The following is an 18,438-nucleotide window of genomic DNA, read 5'->3' as shown; positions in this document are numbered from 1 at the left end:
TGAACTTGATCGTCTGTGCCGGCGGCAATGGGCAAGCTGCAGGCGAAAGTCAATCGGGGGACGTCGTTTGGCGCTGCTGGAAACGGCCGATGCTGAAGGGTTGAAGGTCGGTGCCGGCGCCCTTCGACAGGAGCGCGGCGATCTTTGCGCCGGTGATCGCCGAGAGCGTCAGGCCGAGATGTCCGTGGCCGAAGGCCATGGCGATACGGGAATCTCCCGGATGAAGGCTGATGACCGGGACCGAGTCCGGTGTCGAGGGGCGCCTGCCCATCCATTCCTTGCCGCCACTCTCCGGCAGAGCCGGCACATAACGGCGCATCTTCCGGCGCATGGCGGCGGCGCGCGCATAGTTCGGCGGCGCCTCCGGCCGGGCCAGTTCCACGGCGCCGCCGATGCGCAGGGCGTTGTCGAGCGGCGTTGCCACGAAGCCGTGCTCGGCGAAGAAGATCGGCATTTCAAGCTTTACGGGTGGATCGGCGAAGGTGGTGTTGTAACCGCGCTCCGTTTCCAACTGCACCTTCAGCCCAAGCTTGCGGACGAGGGTGCGCGACCAGACGCCGGCGGCGATCACCACCTTGTCGAACACGTGCCGTTCGCCGGTGTCGGCGACGACCGTGATCCCCTCGGCGCCGGGCTGGACGGCCTCGACGCCAGCTTCGACGAGCGTGCCGTATTGCCGGACGTGGTGCTGCAGGTCGCGGAGCAGTTTCAGGGGATCGATAAACGTCTGGTATCCGCTGCTGAAGATCCCGCCGGCGAGGGCGCCCTCGAGCGCGGGGACTCGGCCGCGAGCGGTGCTGGCGTCAAGCCGTTCGACGGTGAAGCCGAGAAGCCGGGCGGTTGCTTGATCGTGCCGGAACGCGGCGTCGAGGGCGGCCTCGCTGTCGAAGATCGTAAGCGCTCCGGTCGGCCGCATATGGCCCGAAATGCCGCAGAGCCTCGCCAGTGCCTGATGTGCGGCGAGAGCGTCGCGCATCAGGCCGAGCAGAGCCTGCCGGGAACGTTCCACCTGGGCGGGCCGAGCCGAAAGAAGCAAACGGAAGAGCCACGGCGTCAGGGCCGGCAGGTCCTGCCAGCGCAGCGTCAGCGGACCGAGCGGATCGACGAGCCATTTCGGCGCCGCGAAGAGCATTTCGGGGCGGGCCATCGGATCGATCTCCGGAACGGCGAGGATGCCGGCATTACCAACGGAGGCGGGCAGGCCGTCGACGTCCTTCTCGAACACAGTGACCGCGTGACCTTCGGCGATGAGATGCGCCGCCGAGGCGCAGCCGATGATACCCGCTCCGACGATTCCAATACGCGCCATGATCCCCCCGGGTCCAAATCGAGAAATGACGCTTCGTTTTTTAGTGATGACGGGCAGGAGAGCAAGTGTCTTGCGTCCGTCCGCTTAAACTTTCCGAAAGGGTGTTCGCCTATCTTCGAGACCGTTCTGTCTTTTCTTGTATTTGCGTCCACAGCGGAGCCGCCTGTGAAGGCTATCCTGAGTAAATTGCGTCCTTCGAAGCGGCTCGTTGTGATCCTCGCCACGGCCTTTGCCGTTTCGGCCGCCTCCGGCGGCGCTGCCGTCTATGTCGGGCGTGACAGGCTTGCAGCGCACCTTTCGGAGCCCTCCGCCTCGGGTCTCGAATGCACGACGCTGAGGACGCTGAAGCTCGACCACCGCGGGCAGCGCTGGATCCGCATGCATGTGAAGACCGACAGGGCCGGCGGACCGGATCGTGTCCGCACGGCACTGCGCGTCGTCGGCGCACTTGCCGGCAAGGAGCAAGCCGATCTCTATCAGGTCGTCGTGCTCGATGCGGCGGGTCCCGAGGATCGCGCTTCGGTGCGCGGTGCCGCGATCGGGGCCGAGGTGCTGTTCGCGCCCGGTCCGCAGAGCGTCAAGGGCATGGACGAACCGTTCCGGGCTTCCTACAACGACGGCGCGGCCAATCCGGACGGCATGTTCCATGGCAAGGTCGTGAGTCTCGGCCTCGACGAGGTTCAGACCATCATGGCCAAGATGGACGATCGGTCCCTCTGCATCGATCCGACTGCGGCCGAGGCCCAGGCAGAAGGTGCGGAGGCTCCAGTGGCTCCGAAATCCAGCGACCATCCGGCCGCGAGTGCCGAAGCGCACGGCGGACACTGACCCCTCCCGATTATTTCCACAAGACACAAAAAAGCCCATCGCTTGCGCAATGGGCTTGTCCTGTCGAGGCTTATTGCTCCGGCTCAATCGCCCTTATGACGACGGGCCGGGAACAGGATGATGTCGCGGATTGACGGCGAGTTGGTCAGCAACATGATCAGCCGGTCGACACCGATGCCGAGGCCACCGGCGGGCGGCATGCCCTGGTCCATGGCGTCGAGGAAGTCCTCGTCGAGCGTCTTTTCCTTTTCGCCGCGGGCGTGCGCCTGCTCCATCTGCTCGACCATGCGGGCGCGCTGCTCGACCGGGTCGTTGAGCTCGGAGAAGGCGTTGCCGATCTCCCAGCCGTTGCAATAGGTCTCGAAGCGCTCGACGAGCCGCGGCTCGCCCGGCACCTCCTTGGCGAAGGGCGAGATGTCCTTCGGGAAATGGATGACGTGGGCCGGCTGGATCAGCGTGGCTTCGACCTTCTCCTCGAAGATGAAGGCGAGGACCTCGCCCCAGGTCGCATCCTTCTCGATCTCAAAGCCGGCATTGCGCGCCGCCTGCCGGGCTTCCTCGTCGGACCGGATGGCAAGGAAGTCGATGCCGGTCGCGTCCTTGACGGCCGCCGGCATCGAGACGCGCTGGAATGGGCCCTTGAACGAGAGCTGTTTGTCGCCGAACTCGAATTCGGTCGTGCCATGAACCGCCAGCGCCAACTTCTCGAACAGGCGTTCGACGAGGCCCATCATGTCCTCGTAATCGGCATAGGCCCAGTAGCACTCCATCATCGTGAATTCCGGGTTGTGCCGGGTGGAGACGCCTTCGTTGCGGAAGTTGCGGTTGATCTCGAAAACCTTGTCGGTGAGGCCGGAAACCAGCACGCGCTTCAGGTAAAGCTCGGGCGCGATGCGCAGATACATGTCGAGCTTCAGCGTGTTGTGATGCGTCTTGAACGGCTCGGCCGTGGCGCCGCCGTAGATCGGCTGCAGCATCGGCGTCTCGACTTCCATGAAGCCTTCGTCCTCGAGGAAGCGGCGAATACCGGAAACGATGCGGCTTCGCTGCTGGAAGCGCAGCTTCGATTCCTCGTTGACCATGATGTCGAGATAGCGCTTGCGGTAGCGCGTCTCGATGTCGGCTAGCCCGTGATACTTCTCCGGCATCGGCAGCAGCGACTTGCAGAGCATGGTGATTGCCTTGGCATTCACCGTCAGCTCGCCGCGCTTGGTGCGGCGCACCTCGCCGGTGACGCCGATGATGTCGCCGAGGTCGATCATCGGCAGCAGCGCGCGCGCTTCCTCCGGCGCCGTGTCCTTGTGCGAGAAGATCTGGATCTTGCCGGAGGCGTCATGGATATCCATGAACATGCCAGAATTGCGCGAGGAGAAGACGCGGCCGGCAACCGTCACCATATCGCCGCTTTCCGTGTCCGGCTCGAGCCCGGCATATTTTTCCGCGAGTTCCGCATTGGTCAGCGTGCGGTGGAAATGCGCCGGGTAGACGTCGCCGATCTGCTCGCGCAGCAGGTCGAGCTTCTGGGCGCGCACTTCCGTGGCGTCGGAGGAAAGGCCGGCGGTTTCAGTCTTCTCGTTCATGGTATCGTCCTTACTTCCCGCTGCCCACCATGGAGGCGACCACTTGTGCCGCCACCTTGAGACGCTGGCGCACCACGGCGCGGCCGAGCAGTTCCATCGAATCGAAGAGCGGCAGCGAGCGCTGCGACCCCGAGACGGCGACGAACAGGGGAGCGACGACGGCTTTCAGCTTCTTGCCCATCCGCTCGGCGCTGGCGCGCAGTTCGGTCTCGATCGATTCCTTGTTCCATTCGAGGATCTTTTCGAGGTCCGGCTGAACGGTGTTCAGCACTTCCAGCATTTCTTCGGGCGAGGCCTTCACACCGGCGAAGGCGGTCGGCTGCAGTCCGAGATCCGACTTGACGAGGAAGGCGGCGAGGTCCGGCAGTTCGCCGAGCTTCGAGATGCGCGACTGCGAGAGCTTCAGGCCCTCCTTGAGACGGTCGTTCTCCGACGCCCAGGCGAGGACACGGGCGGCAAACTCGTCTTCCGAGAGCTTCTCGCGGATCCAGCGGGCGTTCAGCCAGTCGAGCTTCTGGATATCGAAGATCGCGCCGGCCTTCGACAGGTTTTCCGGATCGAACTTTTCTGCCAGTTCGTCGACGGTCAGCAGTTCTTCACCCTCGGCGATCTGGATGAAGAACAGGCCAAGGAAGTTCATCAGCGCTTCCGGCAGGTAGCCGAGCGCCGTGTAATAGGAGATCGACGTCGGGTTCTTGCGCTTCGACAGCTTCGACTTGTCGGCATTGCGCATCAGCGACAGGTGCATGAACTTCGGCGGTTCGAGGCCGAGATATTGGTAGATCAGGATGTGCTTCGGCACCGAGGCGAGCCATTCCTCGCCACGCGCGACATGGGTGATCTTCATCAGGTGGTCGTCGACAACGTTCGCCATGTGATAGGTCGGCATGCCGTCGGCCTTGAGCAGCACCTGCATGTCGACCGCATCCCACGGGATCTCGACATCGCCATAGACGCCGTCGTGGAACTTGCAGGATCCTTCCGTCGGGATCTTCATTCGCACCACATGCGGCTCGCCGGCGCTAACGCGCGAGGTTACCTCCTCGGCGGAGAGGCTGAGGCACAGGCCGTCATATTTCGGCGGCTTGCCGGCGGCGCGCTGCGCTTCGCGCATCTGCTCCAGCCGCTCGGGCGTGCAGAAGCAGCGGAAGCCGTGGCCGTTTTCGACGATCTTCTCGACAAAGGGCTTGTAGATGTCCTTGCGGTCGCTCTGCCGATAGGGCCCATAGGGGCCGCCGATATCCGGGCCTTCCGACCACTCCAGGCCGCACCACTTCAGCGCATCCAGCACCTTCTTCTCGAACTCCGGCGTCGAGCGCGTCGCGTCGGTGTCCTCGATGCGCAGGATGAATTCGCCGCCGTGCTTCTTCGCAAACAGATAGTTGAACAGCGCGATATAGGCGGTGCCGACATGCGGTTCACCGGTGGGGGAGGGTGCAATGCGTACCCGGACTGCAGAATCTGCCATGGTCTATGCCCGTCTTGAGGTGCTCTTGAGCCCTTGCCGGAGTGCCCACCAGCTTCCGGGCGCTTTTTTATGGGAAGGAAGGCCCGCAAGGGTGCCGCTTGAGCGGTATCGGCGGGCAATTCCAGTCGGCAGGGGTGAGACCATAGAAAGTCCCGTATGTCAACGGAAAGAGGAAGGCGCACGCTTCGTCGCCGCTGAGCCGAACAAGTATTGGAACGCTAGCGGCGCGACTGCGTTATCACCTGCGAGGAGGCGGACTGTGACAACCGGACGCGACGGACCTGGAGAACACGGGAATTTTGCCGGTTTCTTCCCGTGGCCAACGAAATGGCAGGCGAGCTCCTGACCCGTCCAGCCCGTATCCTCACCTACCTCCCGCAGCACGAGGCCCGCATTCCATGTGAATGCGGGCCTTTTCGCGGTGTGCCCAAAGGCAACCGTCAATGCAGCTTCTTGGACCGCTGCTTTCTCAGGCGCGCGTTGCGAGCGATCATGTTGAGGATTTCGACCAGTGCCGAGAAGGCCATGGCGGCATAGACGTAGCCCTTCGGTACGTGGAAGCCCATGCCCTCGGCGATCAGCGTCGTGCCGATCATCAGCAGGAAGGCGAGCGCCAGCATGACGATCGTCGGGTTCCTTTCGATGAAGTTGGCAAGCGGATTGGCTGCAACAAGCATCACCGTGACGGCGACGACGACGGCGATAACCATGATCGGCAGATGCGGCGTCATGCCGACGGCGGTGATGATGCTGTCGACGGAGAAGACCAGGTCGAGCAGCAGGATCTGGCCGATCGCCGCCGTGAAGCCATTGATCGCCGAGCTCGCGATGAAGTCCTCGTCGTGATCGCTCGGATCGACATTGTGGTGAATTTCCTTCGTCGCCTTCCAGACGAGGAAAAGGCCGCCGGCGATCAGGATCATGTCCTTCCAGGAAAAGCCGTGGCCGAAGGCTTCGAAGACCGGCTGGGTCAGTTGCACGATCCAGGCGATCGTGCCGAGCAGTGCCAGGCGCATGACGAGCGCGAGGCCGATGCCGATGCGCCGGGCGCTGACGCGGTTCTCGGCAGGCAGCTTGTTGGTCAGGATCGAAATGAAGATCAGGTTGTCGATGCCGAGGACGACTTCCATCACTATGAGCGTAATGAGAGCGATCCAAGCCTCCGGGCTTTGGGCGAGCGTGAGGATTTCCTGCATCGGGCGAACTGTTCCTTTCTAACTGACGCTCACGGATGTCGTGTCGAAGCGACCCCAACATCAGTGGACGTGATCGGTTCCAACAAACCGGAGCGGAATGCGGGCGGAAACCGCGCACACCTTTCCCCTCCAGGGCGCGTCGCCGCGCCAGGCTCGCCGCAGTATTTAAGGAGTAGCGCCGATGTGGCAAGCGCTGCCGCGGTTTTGCGGCAGCGTTTTACCGTTTACTGTTTTATCGGAACCCACATTTCGACGACGCCCGTGCCGGAATCCGGGTCGAACCGCTCGTCGTAACGTTCCATGAGATCGGGCGTTTCGCCGTGCTCGAGCCCGGACTGCGGAAACCAGGTTGTGAAGATGTGATGGGCCGTGGCCGAGATCGCCGAGATGTGGCCGCGATGCAGGAACACCGCATAGCGTTGCTTCGGCAGCTTCAGGGTCGAAAACCCGTTCGGCAATGCGTCCACATCTGCGACTTCGACGGCCGCCATGTAGCGGAAGCTTCCGGCTTCGGCATCCGAATGGGTGCAGACGCCGTAGGCGACATTGCCGCGCTGGCCCGGAATATGACCGAAGTGGGCATTGAAGCGCTGCCAGAGCGAGGGAATGCCTTCGGTGCGACTGTAGGCATAGGTTTCTTCAAGGCCGGCGAGGAGCAGGGCAGGGCCCTCCTCGAAGCGCGGCGGTTCGATCTTCGGATTGCGCGTATCGTCCATCCTGATGGGCTCCACAAGTTCGATATTGCAGACATGCCTCTGCTTGCGGATCGACTCGGGCGTGACCCCGAATTGTTCGCGAAAGGCACGGGTGAATGCCTCGTGCGAGCCGTAGCCCGCATCGAGGGCCGCCTCGAGAATGGTGGAGTTGCCGTCGGCAAGGCGAAGCGCCGCCGAACTCAGGCGGCGCCCGCGGATATAGGCGCTGATCGAATGGCCGGTCGCAAGACCGAAGACGCGCGACAGATGATAGCGCGACAGGCCGGCGGCGTCGGCAATCCGCTCCAGCGAAATATCCTTGGCGAAGTGGCTCTCGATGAACCAGATCGCCCGTCCGATGGCACTCATGTTCACTCCCGTGGCAAGCGACCTAGCTTTTACGGATTTATCGGAGGACGCGTTTGATCGCGGTTGCTGGATTTTAATCGGCGAAGCTTGCCGACGGCAAATTCGGTCCTCTGGCCTTCCCGATCGTCCAGGCTGGACGAACGGAGTCCGCGTCCTACATCGGAGGTCATGGCATTCACCGGCCCTCTCTTTCGCGGCATCAATGTGGTCTCGATTTCGGTGACCGACCTTGATCGTGCCCGCGAGTTCTATGGGAAGGTGCTCGGATTCGGGCCGCCGCTCTACGACCTGCCAGAAGCGGGCTGGATCGAATTCTCCGCCGGCGGCGTCGACGGCAACATTTCGGTGACTTTGGCGGAGAGCGGCTGGACGCCCTCGACGGGGACGACGCTCGTCTTGAATGTCGAGGACTGCCATGCGGCGGTCGAGGACCTGCGCCGCCGCGGCGTCCGGTGCGAGGATGCTGAGGTCTTTCCCGGCTTCGTCACCTTCGCGAGCTTCTACGATCCCTTCGGCAATCGGCTGCAGATGTGCAGCCCGGCTTAGCCCCTTCGGTTTCGTCTAAGCCTCGTTCCGCCGGCCATAGGCGGCCATGAAAACACGGATGGCCGAGGCGACGTTCTTTTCGATCTGTTCTGGCGGAACCGCTTCGCACATCCCGAAGAGACGGCCCTTGAACAGGCCGGCCATGCAGAGTTCGATGAACTGTTTGGCGGCCAATTCCGTATCGTCGATCGACAGCCTGGCTGCCGATTTCTGCTGCTCGAGATAGGCCTTCAGCACCGTATAGCCGTTTTCGGGCGTTGCGGTGAAGAAACGTTGCGCCAGCCGCGGCATCCGGTCGATTACGCCAATCACGGTCCTCATGGCGCGGATCGTGTAGTCTGAGGTTATGCTGGTTACGAGTGTGACGGCGAAATCGTGAAGTGCTTCTTCGATCGGCTCAATGTCGTTTAGCGACTGCTTGATGGTGCTGACGATTCGGCCGCGCTCCTGGGCAATGAGCGCTTCGAACAGGTCCTCCTTGTTCTCGAAATAGACGTAAAGCGTGCCCTTGGAAACGCCCGCCTCGCGGCTGATGTCGTTCATGCTGGCGGCATCGAAATTGCTGCGCATGAAGACGCGCTTGGCACCTTCGAGAATCTGCTCGCGTTTGACCGGATCCTCGCCCGCGACGCGACGGCCGCCGCTCGAAATATGCTGTTCCTGTTGCAGGGATTTCTCCTGCGGTGCGCTTTTCGCTGACGTCATGATCGCCGGACGTGTCCACTCCTCTAGATCACCAAGGCTCTGAATTCCCTCCGGAACCATAAACGTGATCGATGCCGATGAAAGCAAGTGGCGCGGCGAAGGTTCCGCCGATTTTTTACCTTGCCCATCATTTCGAACCGAGCGGTTCGATTTGCTCTTGATATGCGACGCGAAAGGCATTATGTCAAGGTCGATCGAACCGAACGGTTCAGTTTAATTTAGCTAATTTAGCCAGAACGGTGTCTCATGTCCCCCTCCAGCACGTCTAGCGTTGCGCGCGTCCGTCCTGTCGGCGACGATTTCGAAGTCGCCGATGTCCCGAGCACGGAGGCCAAGACCCCGACCGGCGAGGCTCCTGCGGTGGCGGAGCGTCCCGCCACTGAAGCTGCGACGCCTCAGAAGAAACGCCGCAAGCCGATCCTTCCGGCCATCGGGCTGGCGTTGCTCGCCGCCGGGGCTTGGTACGGTTACGACTGGTGGACCAACGGCCGCTTCATGGTCTCGACCGATGACGCCTATGTCGAGGGCGATATTGCGACGATCTCACCGAAGGTCTCCGGCTATGTGGCCAAGGTCGACGTCGTCGCCAACCAGCACGTCAAGGCCGGTGATCCGCTCGTCACGCTCGAGGACGGCGACTACCGGATCGCGGCCGAACAGGCCGAGGCGCAGATCGCGACGCAGAAGCTGGCGCTCAGCCGTTTCGACGCGCAGATCGCCGGCGCCAAGGCAAGCCTGAACCAGGCCGAGGCGCAGAAGACGGCCTTCGAAGCATCAGTACGCGGTGCGGAACTGACCCAGAAGCGCGCCAGCGACCTCCAGTCCAAGGCGTTCGGAACGGACGCGTCGCGCGACAACGCTCAGGTCGCGCTCGACCAGGCACGGGCGAATCTCGTCGGCGCCGACGCCAACATCGCGGCCGCCAAGTCGAACATCACCGTGCTCGAGGCGCAGCGCGCGGAATCGGAAAGCACGATCCGGTCGCTCGAGCTCGCGCGTGACAAGGCGAACCGCGACCTCGGCTTCACCGTGCTCAAGGCGCCCTATGACGGCGTCATCGGCAATGTCGCCGTCCAGGTGGGCGACCTCGTCTCGGCCGGCCAGCGGCTGGCTGCGCTCGTGCCTGTGGACCAGCTCTATGTGGATGCGAATTTCAAGGAAACGCAGATCGCCCACCTAGTACCCGGATCGAAGGTCCAGGTGCATGTCGACGCCTATGACGAGCACCCGATCGAGGGCACCGTCGCATCGATTGCGCCGGCCTCCGGCTCTGTCTTCTCGCTGCTGCCGGCGGAGAACGCCACCGGCAACTTCACCAAGATCATCCAGCGCGTGCCGGTTCGGATCACGCTTCCGGCCGATGCGCTCGCCAAGGGCAACCTCCGGGCGGGCCTGAGTGTCGTGGTCGACGTCGATACCCGCACCGCGCCCGACGCGACGAAGGTCGCCGAGGCGAAGTAGGCGCGCGAAGGAGTGGCGGACATGGCTGCGACGGCAACAGCAGGCCCGGTGGCGACAGGCGGCGCCGGGGCCGAGGAGCGCATGGATCCGCGGCGGCTCATCGCTTTTTTCGCGATGGTGGTCGGCATGTTCATGGCGATCCTCGACATCCAGATCGTCTCGGCCTCGCTTGCCGAAATCCAGGCCGGCCTGTCCGCCGGATCGGACGAGATCGGCTGGGTCCAGACGTCCTACCTGATCGCCGAAGTTATCATGATCCCGCTATCGGGCACGCTCGCCCGCATCGTCTCGACGCGCGTGCTCTTTTCCGTCGCCGCCGCCGGCTTCACGGCCTCCAGCGCGCTCGCCGCAACCGCTACCAATATCGATCAGATGATCGTCTACCGGGTGATACAGGGCTTCATCGGCGGCGGCATGATCCCCTCCGTCTTCGCCGCCGCCTTCACGATCTTCCCGCCGTCGAAGCGCAACATCGTCTCTCCGATCATCGGCCTCATTGCGACGCTCGCGCCGACCATCGGCCCGACCGTTGGCGGCTATCTGAGCCATGCCTTTTCCTGGCATTGGCTGTTCCTCGTCAACGTCATTCCCGGCATCGTCGTCGCAACCCTGACCTGGATTTTCATCGACTTCGACGAGCCGGAACTCGGCCTCATCAAGAAGTTCGACTGGTGGGGGCTGTTCTCGATGGCGGTCTTCCTCGGTTCGCTCGAATACGTGCTGGAGGAGGGCAATGCTAACGACTGGTTCAATGACGACCATATCGTCATTGGAGCGGTTGCCGCGACCATTGCCGCCGTCATATTCTTCTATCGGGCGTTCAAGGTCGAGTTTCCGGTGGTCGACCTCCGGGCCTTCGCCAATCGAAATTTCACGTTCGGCTCGCTGTTCTCCTTCGTGATGGGCATAGGACTCTATGGCCTTACCTATCTCTATCCGCTCTATCTCGGACGCATCCGCGGCTATGATTCGCTGATGATCGGCGAGACCATGTTCGTCTCGGGCCTCGCCATGTTCCTGACGGCCCCGGTTGCGGGCTTCCTGGCTGGCCGCCTCGACCCGCGGGCGATGATGACGATCGGCTTCGCGGGTTTTGCGGCGGGCACCTGGACGATGAGTCAGTTGACCGCCGACTGGGACTTCTGGGAGCTGCTCGTGCCGCAGATCCTGCGCGGCTGCTCGCTGATGCTCTGCATGGTGCCGATCAACAATATCGCGCTCGGCACGTTGCCGCCGGCCCGCATCCGCAATGCCTCCGGCCTCTTCAACCTGACGCGCAATCTCGGCGGCGCCGTCGGTCTCGCGATCATCAACACGATCCTGACGCAGCGCCAGGATTTCCACTACGCCCGGCTCGCCGAGCACGTCCAATGGGGCAATCTCGAGGCGGTCGATCGGCTGAACAACATGGCGTCGAACTTCGACGCCTACGGTCTCGACGGCGCAACGGCCGCCGTCAAGCAACTGGCCGCAATGGTCCAGCAACAGGCGGTGATCATGTCCTTCATCGACGTGTTCCTGCTGCTGACTGCCCTGTTTGCGGCGATGATCATCGGTGTCGTGATGATCAAGAGGCCGGAGGGCGCCGGTCCCGGAGGCGGCGGGCACTGAAGCGGGAGTTTCCCCCTCATCCCGCTGCGCGACCTTCTCCCGCGGGCGGGGAGAAGGTCGCGCAGCGAGCGCATTCGGCACGAATGGCATGCTTTACGGTCCAAACACCTTGCGGCACTATCCCGCCAACCTTGAGACGTCGCGTTGACCAAGGTGCAGGACAGGCGATGATCGACAAACTATTCCTCAAGCCATCCAGGCGGACATTTCTTGCCAGTGCGGCGGGCTTCGGTCTTTCCCTGATGGGAGGCGGCGGCCGTGCCGCAGTGGCCCGAGTCGATGCCACATTTCTCTTTTCCTGCGACATCCATGCCTGCCTCGTTTCGACGGAGGGCCTTGCGCCGAATTGCGAACAGGAGGGCAAGACCGACGCCAACCTGCTGCGCCACATTGCGGCTCTCAACGCCGTTCCCGGACAGCATTGGCCGGAAACGATCAACGGAAAGCCCAGCGGTCTTGCGAGCGCCGGAACGAAGATCGTCCGGCCCTTTGGCCTGGTGCTGGGCGGCGATATCACCGACGACGGCGGCGGCCAGGTTCGCGAGCCGCGCGAAGGCCGGCAGCTACAGCAGTTCCAGAGCCGCTACGAACATGGGCTCGGCCCGCACCACATTCACTATCCCGTCTATGTCGGCCTCGGAAACCATGATCTCGACCAGGATGGCGCGCCTCCGAACACCGACTGGTATCGCCGGGAATTGCGAGACTATGTCGAACTCACCCATCGCCAGTCGGTGTTCTACCGGCCGCCGGTGCCGGTCGCCAACTACGATCCGCTATCGGACAATTACGCCTGGGACTGGGGAGGCCTTCATCTCGTGCAATTGCAACGTTTCGGCGGCGACGAGCGCAAGGGAGCTGTGAGCGGCCTGCCCTGGCTGAAGCGCGATCTTGCTGCCTACGCCGCGGACGGCCGACCCGTCGTGCTGTTCCAGCACTATGGATGGGATGCGTTCTCGACCGAGGTCTGGGACGCTGCGGCAAAAACCTTCGACGACCAGGGCGATGGCGAGCCGCATTGGTGGAAGCCGGCTGAGCGCGATGCCTTGCTCGCGGTGCTCAAGGGCTACAATGTCGTCGGGCTCTTCCATGGCCACGAGCATGACCGGGTGATGGCCTATCGCGCCGGCGAACTCGACATCTTCAAGCCCAAAGCGGCCTATCTCGGCGGTTTCGCACTGGTGCGGGTGACCGAGAAATTCCTCGATGTCGTCTTTGCTGAGGCGCGTGGCGAGACCGGCCATGTCGCATTCACGCACGCCTTCAGCAAGCGCTTCGTCTGAGACGTAGGCGCGCAAGATTGCAGGCTTCTCAGTTATCTCGAAATTTTTGATTTACGTACATCAAAACTTCCTCTAAGGGGTCTGCAGGAGGAAGAGATGCGACCGACCGTTCACGATATTGCAGCAGAAGCGGGCGTCAGCCTGGCGACCGTCGACCGCGTTCTGAACAACCGTCCGGGTGTCCGGTCGGTGACGCGCGACAAGGTCGAGAGGGCGATCGCGACGCTCGGTTATGTGCGTGACGTGGCCGCGGCCAATCTTGCCAAGGGCCGCAGCTATCCGCTGATTTTCATCCTTCCCGCCGGTGAAAACGCCTTCATGCGCGGCCTCGAGGCGGAGGTGCGGGCGGCGATGGCGCGCTCGCCGGCCGAGAGGACGGAAATAGCGCTCCTCTGCGTCCCTGCCTTCGACGCGCGCGCCTTGGCTGATGCCTTGGCGGAGGCGCATCGACGGCGGCCCGCCGGCGTTGCCGTCGTTGCGATCGACGCCCCGGAGGTGACGCGAGCGGTCAAGCGTCTGCGCGATGACGGCATTGTCGTCGTCACCCTCGTCTCGGACCTGCCGGGATCGGCACGCGATCATTTCGCCGGCGTTGACAATATCGCGGCCGGGCGCACTGCCGGGAATCTGATGGGCCGCTTCCTCGGCGGCCGCGAGGGGCCGGTCGCGGTCGTGGCCGGCTCGATGCTGGTGCGCGACCATAGGGAGCGGCTGGAAGGCTTCGAAGCGGTCTTGGGCGAATGCTTCAGCGCCCGTCAGGTGCTGCCGGTGGTCGAGGGACAGGACGACGCGACCCTCGTCGAGAAACTCGTCGCCGCACTCCTCGAACGCCACCCGGACCTTGCCGGCATCTACAGTCTTGGCGCTGGCAATCGCGGCCTGGTCGCGGCGCTCGAACGAGCGGGCAGGGCCAAGACTGTCTGCGCGATCGCCCACGAACTCACGCCCCATAGCCGGGCCGCTCTTCTGTCGGGAACCATCGACGTGCTGCTCAACCAGGATGCGGGGCACGAGATTCGCAGTGCGATCCGGGTGCTGAAGGCCAAGGCGGACGGATTGCCGGTGATCGAGGCGCAGGAACGCATCCGCATCGACATTTTTCTGAAGGACAACCTGCCGAACGGGCAGGCATAGGAGGACACCCATGTACCTCGGACTGGATCTCGGCACGTCCGGCGTCAAGGCCATGCTGATCGATGGCGGGCAACGGATCGTCGGCTCCGCCTCGGCAGCGCTCGACGTCGCGCGGCCGCATCCCGGCTGGTCGGAACAGAACCCGGCCGACTGGTCTCGCGCCGCCGAAGAAGCGATCAACGGTCTCAAGCAGGCGCATCCGCAGGCGCTTGCGGCGGTGCGCGGTATCGGTCTTTCCGGCCAGATGCACGGCGCGACGCTGCTGGACGAGAACGATACGGTGCTGCGTCCCTGCATTCTCTGGAACGACACGCGCAGCTACCGCCAGGCCGCCGACCTCGACAGCGATCCGCAGTTCCGGGCGCTGACTGGCAATATCGTCTTCCCCGGCTTTACCGCGCCGAAGCTCGCCTGGGTGCGCGAGAACGAGCCGGAAACCTTTGCCAAGGTGCGCTGGGTGCTCCTGCCCAAGGACTATCTCCGCCTGTGGCTGACCGGCGAGCACATGTCGGAAATGTCGGATTCAGCCGGCACCGCCTGGCTCGACACCGGCAAGCGCCAATGGTCGGAGAGCCTGCTTGCCGCGACCAATCTCGAAGAGCGGCAGATGCCGACGCTTGTTGAGGGGACCGACAGCGCCGGCATGCTCAGGCCGGAGCTTGCCAGCGGCTGGGGGATGGGTCCGGGCGTCGTTATCGCCGGCGGCGCCGGTGACAATGCGGCGTCTGCCTGCGGCATGGGCACGGTCGGCGAGGGGCAGGCCTTCGTCTCGCTCGGCACTTCGGGCGTGCTGTTTGCCGCCAATGCCAGCTATCTTCCCAATCCGGAGAGCGCCGTTCACGCCTTCTGCCATGCGCTGCCCAACACCTGGCACCAGATGGGGGTGATCCTCTCGGCGACCGATGCGCTGAACTGGCATTCCGGGATCACCGGCAGAAGCGCCGCCGACCTGACCGGCGAACTGGGCGACACGCTCAAGGCGCCGGGTTCCGTGACTTTCCTGCCTTACCTCTCCGGCGAGCGGACGCCGCACAATGATGCAGCGATCCGCGGCGCCTTTGCCGGGCTAGGTCATGAAAGTTCCCGCGCCGCGCTGACGCAGGCGGTGCTCGAAGGCGTGTCCTTCGCGATCCGCGACAGCCTGGAAGCGCTGCGCACGGCCGGCACGCGGCTCACGCGCGTCACCGCGATCGGCGGCGGGTCGCGGTCGCGCTACTGGCTGAAGTCGATCGCGACCGCGCTCGACCTGCCGGTGGACCTGCCGGCCGACGGCGATTTCGGTGCTGCTTTCGGCGCGGCGCGGCTCGGTCTGGTCGCCGCGACCGGCGCCGACCCGGTCGCCACCTGCTTTGCGCCGAAAACGGCGGAGACGATTGCGCCGGATGCGTCGCTGGTGGCTGCCTATGAGGACGCCTACCAGCGCTACCGCCGGCTCTATCCTGCGATCAGGGGAGCGACGATGTAACCAGGCTCCCGGCCTGCCCCGGGTCGCCCGAATGCAAGAATGAAATCGATTACTTTCCACCAAATGGCCGGTTCCGCAGCGAAAGGCGCCGGCTTTCACCAAGGAGACAGCCGTGAGCACGGGATTTTTCGGCGACATCGCCAAGATCAAATACGAGGGGCCGGAGAGCACCAACCCGCTCGCCTTCCGCCACTACAATCCGGACGAGATCGTCCTCGGCAAGCGCATGGAGGATCATCTGCGCTTTGCCGTCGCCTATTGGCACAGCTTCGTCTGGCCGGGCGGCGATCCCTTCGGCGGGCAGACCTTCGAGCGTCCCTGGTTCAAGGATACGATGGATGCGGCCAAGCTGAAGGCCGATGTTGCCTTCGAGTTCTTCCAGCTTCTCGGCGTGCCCTTCTATTGCTTCCATGATGCCGACGTGCGTCCGGAGGGTCGGAGTTTTGCCGAAAACACCAGCAATCTCAACGAGATCGTCGATCATTTCGCCAAGAAGCAGGCGGAAACCGGCGTCAAGCTGCTGTGGGGCACCGCGAACCTGTTCTCCAACCGCCGCTATATGGGCGGTGCCGCGACCAATCCCGATCCGGACGTTTTTGCCTTCGCGGCCGCGACGGTGAAGACCTGCATTGACGCGACACAGAAGCTCGGCGGCGAAAATTACGTACTCTGGGGCGGGCGCGAGGGCTATGAAACGCTGCTCAACACCGACCTGAAACGCGAGCTCGACCAGCTCGGCCGCTTCGTCAACCTCGTCGTCGAGTACAAGCACAAGATCGGCTTCAAGGGCGCCATCCTCATCGAGCCGAAGCCGCAGGAGCCGACCAAGCACCAGTACGATTTCGACGTTGCGACCGTCTACGGCTTTCTGAAGAAATACGGGCTCGAGAACGAGGTGAAGGTCAATATCGAGCAGGGCCACGCGATCCTGGCCGGCCACTCCTTCGAGCACGAACTGGCGCTCGCCAACGCGCTCGGCATCTTCGGTTCGATCGACATGAACCGCAACGACTACCAGTCCGGCTGGGATACGGACCAGTTCCCCAACAACGTCCCGGAAATGGCGCTCGCCTATTACCACGTGCTCTCGGGCGGCGGTTTCAAGTCCGGCGGCACCAATTTCGACGCGAAGCTCCGCCGCCAGTCGATCGATCCGGAAGACCTCTTGATCGGCCATATCGGCGGCATGGACTGCTGCGCCCGCGGTCTCAAGGCGGCGGCGAAGATGATCGAGGACAAGGCGCTCTCCGCACCGCTCGAAAAGCGTTACGCCGGCTGGAGCGTACCGGAGGCGAACAAGATGCTCGAAGGCGGCTTCTCGCTCGAGGAAATCGAGGCCTGGGTGCGGAAGGCCGACCTCAACCCGCAGCCGAAATCCGGCAAGCAGGAATACCTGGAAAACGTCGTCAACCGCTACGTCTGACCTGGCGATTGGATTTCCAGCTGCACTCGCGGACGAATTCTGGCGCCCGCGAGTGCCATTCGAAGGCTCTTCGCGACAAGGCAGAAGCCCATTGCCCCTCGCGACGAATCTGCTAGTTTCTCGCTCCTGCAACGTTGCAGGTATTTAAGATATCGCGAAAATTGCGGGGCGAAGCGCTCGAATACCACTCGACCGGCAGACCGGTATTTCAGAGAACCGATCCACTAGGGAGGAAAATTGCATGAAGACCATCAAGGGACCGGGGCTTTTTCTTGCGCAGTTCGCCGGTGACGCGGCGCCTTTCAATTCCTGGGATGCGATTACCAAATGGGCCGCCGATTGCGGTTATAAGGGCGTGCAGGTTCCGAGCTGGGACGGCCGGCTCTTTGACCTGAAGAAGGCGGCGGAATCGAAGGCCTATTGCGACGAGATCGCCGGCAAGGCGCGCGATAACGGCGTCGAGATCACCGAGCTTTCGACGCATCTGCAGGGCCAACTCGTCGCCGTGCATCCCGCCTATGACGAGGCCTTCGACGGTTTCGCCGCACCGGAAGTGCGCGGCAATCCGAAGGCGCGCCAGCAATGGGCGGTCGAACAGGTGAAGCTGGCGTTGACCGCCTCCAGGAACCTCGGCCTCAATGCCATGGCAAGCTTCTCCGGCGCGCTCGCCTGGCCCTTCGTCTACCCGTGGCCGCAGCGTCCGGCGGGGCTGGTGGAGACTGCCTTCGACGAACTCGCCCGTCGCTGGAGACCGATCCTCGACCATGCGGAGGATTGCGGCGTCGATGTCTGCTACGAGATCCACCCGGGCGAGGATCTGCATGACGGCATCACCTACGAGATGTTCCTGGAGCGCACCGGCAACCATCCCCGTGCCTGCATGCTCTACGACCCGTCGCACTACGTGCTGCAGTGCCTCGACTATCTCGACAATATCGACATCTACAAGGACCGCATCCGGATGTTCCACGTCAAGGATGCGGAGTTCAACCCGACCGGCCGGCAGGGCGTCTATGGCGGCTACCAGGGCTGGGTGAACCGCGCCGGCCGCTTCCGCTCGCTCGGCGACGGCCAGGTCGATTTCGGCGCAGTCTTCTCGAAGATGGCTGCGAACGATTTCGCCGGCTGGGCGGTGGTCGAGTGGGAATGCGCGCTGAAACATCCGGAAGACGGCGCCCGCGAGGGGGCCGAGTTCGTCAAGGCGCACATCATCCGCGTCACCGAAAAAGCCTTCGACGATTTTGCCGACAGCGGCACGGACGAGGCGGCGAATAGGCGGATGTTGGGTATTTAAAGGATCGAGACCCCTCCCCAACCCCTCCCCACAAGGGGGAGGGGCTTTCCGAGCTGCTCCCTCCGTCCCCA

General features: G+C 63.4%; 15 protein-coding genes. 9 read left to right on the top strand and 6 right to left on the bottom strand.

Going from position 1 to position 18,438, the window contains the following annotated elements:
- Positions 1-49 precede the first annotated feature (49 nt).
- Entirely contained in the window at positions 50-1,309 is a 1,260-nt protein-coding gene (locus tag RHIBR816_RS0106445; RefSeq protein WP_018235717.1) for an FAD-binding oxidoreductase, read from the bottom strand.
- A gap of 165 nt (positions 1,310-1,474) precedes the next feature.
- Here RHIBR816_RS0106445 and RHIBR816_RS0106440 point away from each other — a divergent pair, with 165 nt between their 5' ends.
- The gene (locus tag RHIBR816_RS0106440) at positions 1,475-2,137 is read left to right on the top strand and encodes a hypothetical protein (protein ID WP_026186703.1); all 663 of its coding nucleotides are present in this window, start codon (positions 1,475-1,477) and stop codon (positions 2,135-2,137) included.
- A gap of 83 nt (positions 2,138-2,220) precedes the next feature.
- Here RHIBR816_RS0106440 and lysS read toward each other — a convergent pair whose 3' ends face one another.
- The 4 genes from lysS to RHIBR816_RS0106420 form a co-directional block, all read right to left on the bottom strand.
- Positions 2,221-3,717 carry a lysine--tRNA ligase gene (gene lysS, locus RHIBR816_RS0106435; protein ID WP_018235715.1) on the bottom strand — a complete coding sequence of 499 codons (1,497 nt, stop codon included), beginning with the start codon at positions 3,715-3,717 and terminating at the stop codon, positions 2,221-2,223.
- Between the two features lie 10 nt (positions 3,718-3,727).
- Entirely contained in the window at positions 3,728-5,185 is a 1,458-nt protein-coding gene (gene gltX, locus RHIBR816_RS0106430) for a glutamate--tRNA ligase (RefSeq protein WP_018235714.1), read from the bottom strand.
- 440 nt (positions 5,186-5,625) lie between these two features.
- A complete protein-coding gene (locus RHIBR816_RS0106425; protein ID WP_018235713.1) occupies positions 5,626-6,381 on the bottom strand; it encodes a TerC family protein in 756 nt (251 codons plus the stop codon).
- 224 nt (positions 6,382-6,605) lie between these two features.
- Positions 6,606-7,445, bottom strand: a complete 840-nt coding sequence (locus RHIBR816_RS0106420; RefSeq protein WP_018235712.1) for an AraC family transcriptional regulator — start codon at positions 7,443-7,445, stop codon at positions 6,606-6,608.
- Between the two features lie 168 nt (positions 7,446-7,613).
- Between RHIBR816_RS0106420 and RHIBR816_RS0106415 the strand changes: the two genes are divergently transcribed.
- On the top strand, positions 7,614-7,991 hold the full coding sequence (locus RHIBR816_RS0106415; protein ID WP_018235711.1) for a VOC family protein: 378 nt from the start codon (positions 7,614-7,616) through the stop codon (positions 7,989-7,991).
- 15 nt (positions 7,992-8,006) lie between these two features.
- Here the strand turns inward: RHIBR816_RS0106415 and RHIBR816_RS0106410 are convergent, their stop codons facing one another.
- On the bottom strand, positions 8,007-8,696 hold the full coding sequence (locus tag RHIBR816_RS0106410) for a TetR/AcrR family transcriptional regulator (protein WP_018235710.1): 690 nt from the start codon (positions 8,694-8,696) through the stop codon (positions 8,007-8,009).
- Positions 8,697-8,942: 246 nt separating this feature from the next.
- On the opposite strand from RHIBR816_RS0106410, the gene RHIBR816_RS0106405 reads away from it, so the two are divergent.
- The 7 genes from RHIBR816_RS0106405 to RHIBR816_RS0106370 all read left to right on the top strand — a co-directional run bounded on the left by RHIBR816_RS0106405 (position 8,943) and on the right by RHIBR816_RS0106370 (position 18,367).
- Positions 8,943-10,157, top strand: a complete 1,215-nt coding sequence (locus RHIBR816_RS0106405) for an HlyD family secretion protein (protein WP_018235709.1) — start codon at positions 8,943-8,945, stop codon at positions 10,155-10,157.
- Positions 10,158-10,178: 21 nt separating this feature from the next.
- On the top strand, positions 10,179-11,768 hold the full coding sequence (locus tag RHIBR816_RS0106395) for a DHA2 family efflux MFS transporter permease subunit (protein ID WP_026186702.1): 1,590 nt from the start codon (positions 10,179-10,181) through the stop codon (positions 11,766-11,768).
- Positions 11,769-11,935: 167 nt separating this feature from the next.
- Entirely contained in the window at positions 11,936-13,051 is a 1,116-nt protein-coding gene (locus RHIBR816_RS0106390) for a metallophosphoesterase (protein ID WP_018235706.1), read from the top strand.
- A gap of 96 nt (positions 13,052-13,147) precedes the next feature.
- The gene (locus RHIBR816_RS0106385; protein WP_018235705.1) at positions 13,148-14,185 is read left to right on the top strand and encodes a LacI family DNA-binding transcriptional regulator; all 1,038 of its coding nucleotides are present in this window, start codon (positions 13,148-13,150) and stop codon (positions 14,183-14,185) included.
- Between the two features lie 10 nt (positions 14,186-14,195).
- Positions 14,196-15,650 carry a xylulokinase gene (gene xylB / locus RHIBR816_RS0106380; protein WP_018235704.1) on the top strand — a complete coding sequence of 485 codons (1,455 nt, stop codon included), beginning with the start codon at positions 14,196-14,198 and terminating at the stop codon, positions 15,648-15,650.
- Positions 15,651-15,762: 112 nt separating this feature from the next.
- On the top strand, positions 15,763-17,073 hold the full coding sequence (gene xylA, locus RHIBR816_RS0106375; RefSeq protein WP_018235703.1) for a xylose isomerase: 1,311 nt from the start codon (positions 15,763-15,765) through the stop codon (positions 17,071-17,073).
- A gap of 241 nt (positions 17,074-17,314) precedes the next feature.
- Entirely contained in the window at positions 17,315-18,367 is a 1,053-nt protein-coding gene (locus tag RHIBR816_RS0106370) for a sugar phosphate isomerase/epimerase (RefSeq protein ID WP_018235702.1), read from the top strand.
- Positions 18,368-18,438 lie beyond the last annotated feature (71 nt).

This window comes from Ensifer sp. BR816, from assembly GCF_000378985.1.
Classification (GTDB): Bacteria; Pseudomonadota; Alphaproteobacteria; order Rhizobiales; family Rhizobiaceae; genus Sinorhizobium.
Note: the sequence above shows the minus strand (reverse complement) of the source record. Positions and strands in the feature narration are given on the sequence as shown.

Excerpts from the sequence above, each read along its gene's own strand:
- RHIBR816_RS0106405 (WP_018235709.1), top strand. The coding sequence starts at position 8,943 with ATGTCCCCCTCCAGCACGTCTAGCGTTGCGCGCGTCCGTCCTGTCGGC.
- RHIBR816_RS0106420 (WP_018235712.1), bottom strand. The coding sequence starts at position 7,445 with ATGAGTGCCATCGGACGGGCGATCTGGTTCATCGAGAGCCACTTCGCC.
- xylB (WP_018235704.1), top strand. The coding sequence starts at position 14,196 with ATGTACCTCGGACTGGATCTCGGCACGTCCGGCGTCAAGGCCATGCTG.
- RHIBR816_RS0106395 (WP_026186702.1), top strand. The coding sequence starts at position 10,179 with ATGGCTGCGACGGCAACAGCAGGCCCGGTGGCGACAGGCGGCGCCGGG.
- RHIBR816_RS0106385 (WP_018235705.1), top strand. The coding sequence starts at position 13,148 with ATGCGACCGACCGTTCACGATATTGCAGCAGAAGCGGGCGTCAGCCTG.
- RHIBR816_RS0106410 (WP_018235710.1), bottom strand. The coding sequence starts at position 8,696 with ATGACGTCAGCGAAAAGCGCACCGCAGGAGAAATCCCTGCAACAGGAA.
- RHIBR816_RS0106445 (WP_018235717.1), bottom strand. The coding sequence starts at position 1,309 with ATGGCGCGTATTGGAATCGTCGGAGCGGGTATCATCGGCTGCGCCTCG.
- RHIBR816_RS0106425 (WP_018235713.1), bottom strand. The coding sequence starts at position 6,381 with ATGCAGGAAATCCTCACGCTCGCCCAAAGCCCGGAGGCTTGGATCGCT.
- RHIBR816_RS0106370 (WP_018235702.1), top strand. The coding sequence starts at position 17,315 with ATGAAGACCATCAAGGGACCGGGGCTTTTTCTTGCGCAGTTCGCCGGT.
- gltX (WP_018235714.1), bottom strand. The coding sequence starts at position 5,185 with ATGGCAGATTCTGCAGTCCGGGTACGCATTGCACCCTCCCCCACCGGT.
- RHIBR816_RS0106415 (WP_018235711.1), top strand. The coding sequence starts at position 7,614 with ATGGCATTCACCGGCCCTCTCTTTCGCGGCATCAATGTGGTCTCGATT.
- lysS (WP_018235715.1), bottom strand. The coding sequence starts at position 3,717 with ATGAACGAGAAGACTGAAACCGCCGGCCTTTCCTCCGACGCCACGGAA.
- RHIBR816_RS0106390 (WP_018235706.1), top strand. The coding sequence starts at position 11,936 with ATGATCGACAAACTATTCCTCAAGCCATCCAGGCGGACATTTCTTGCC.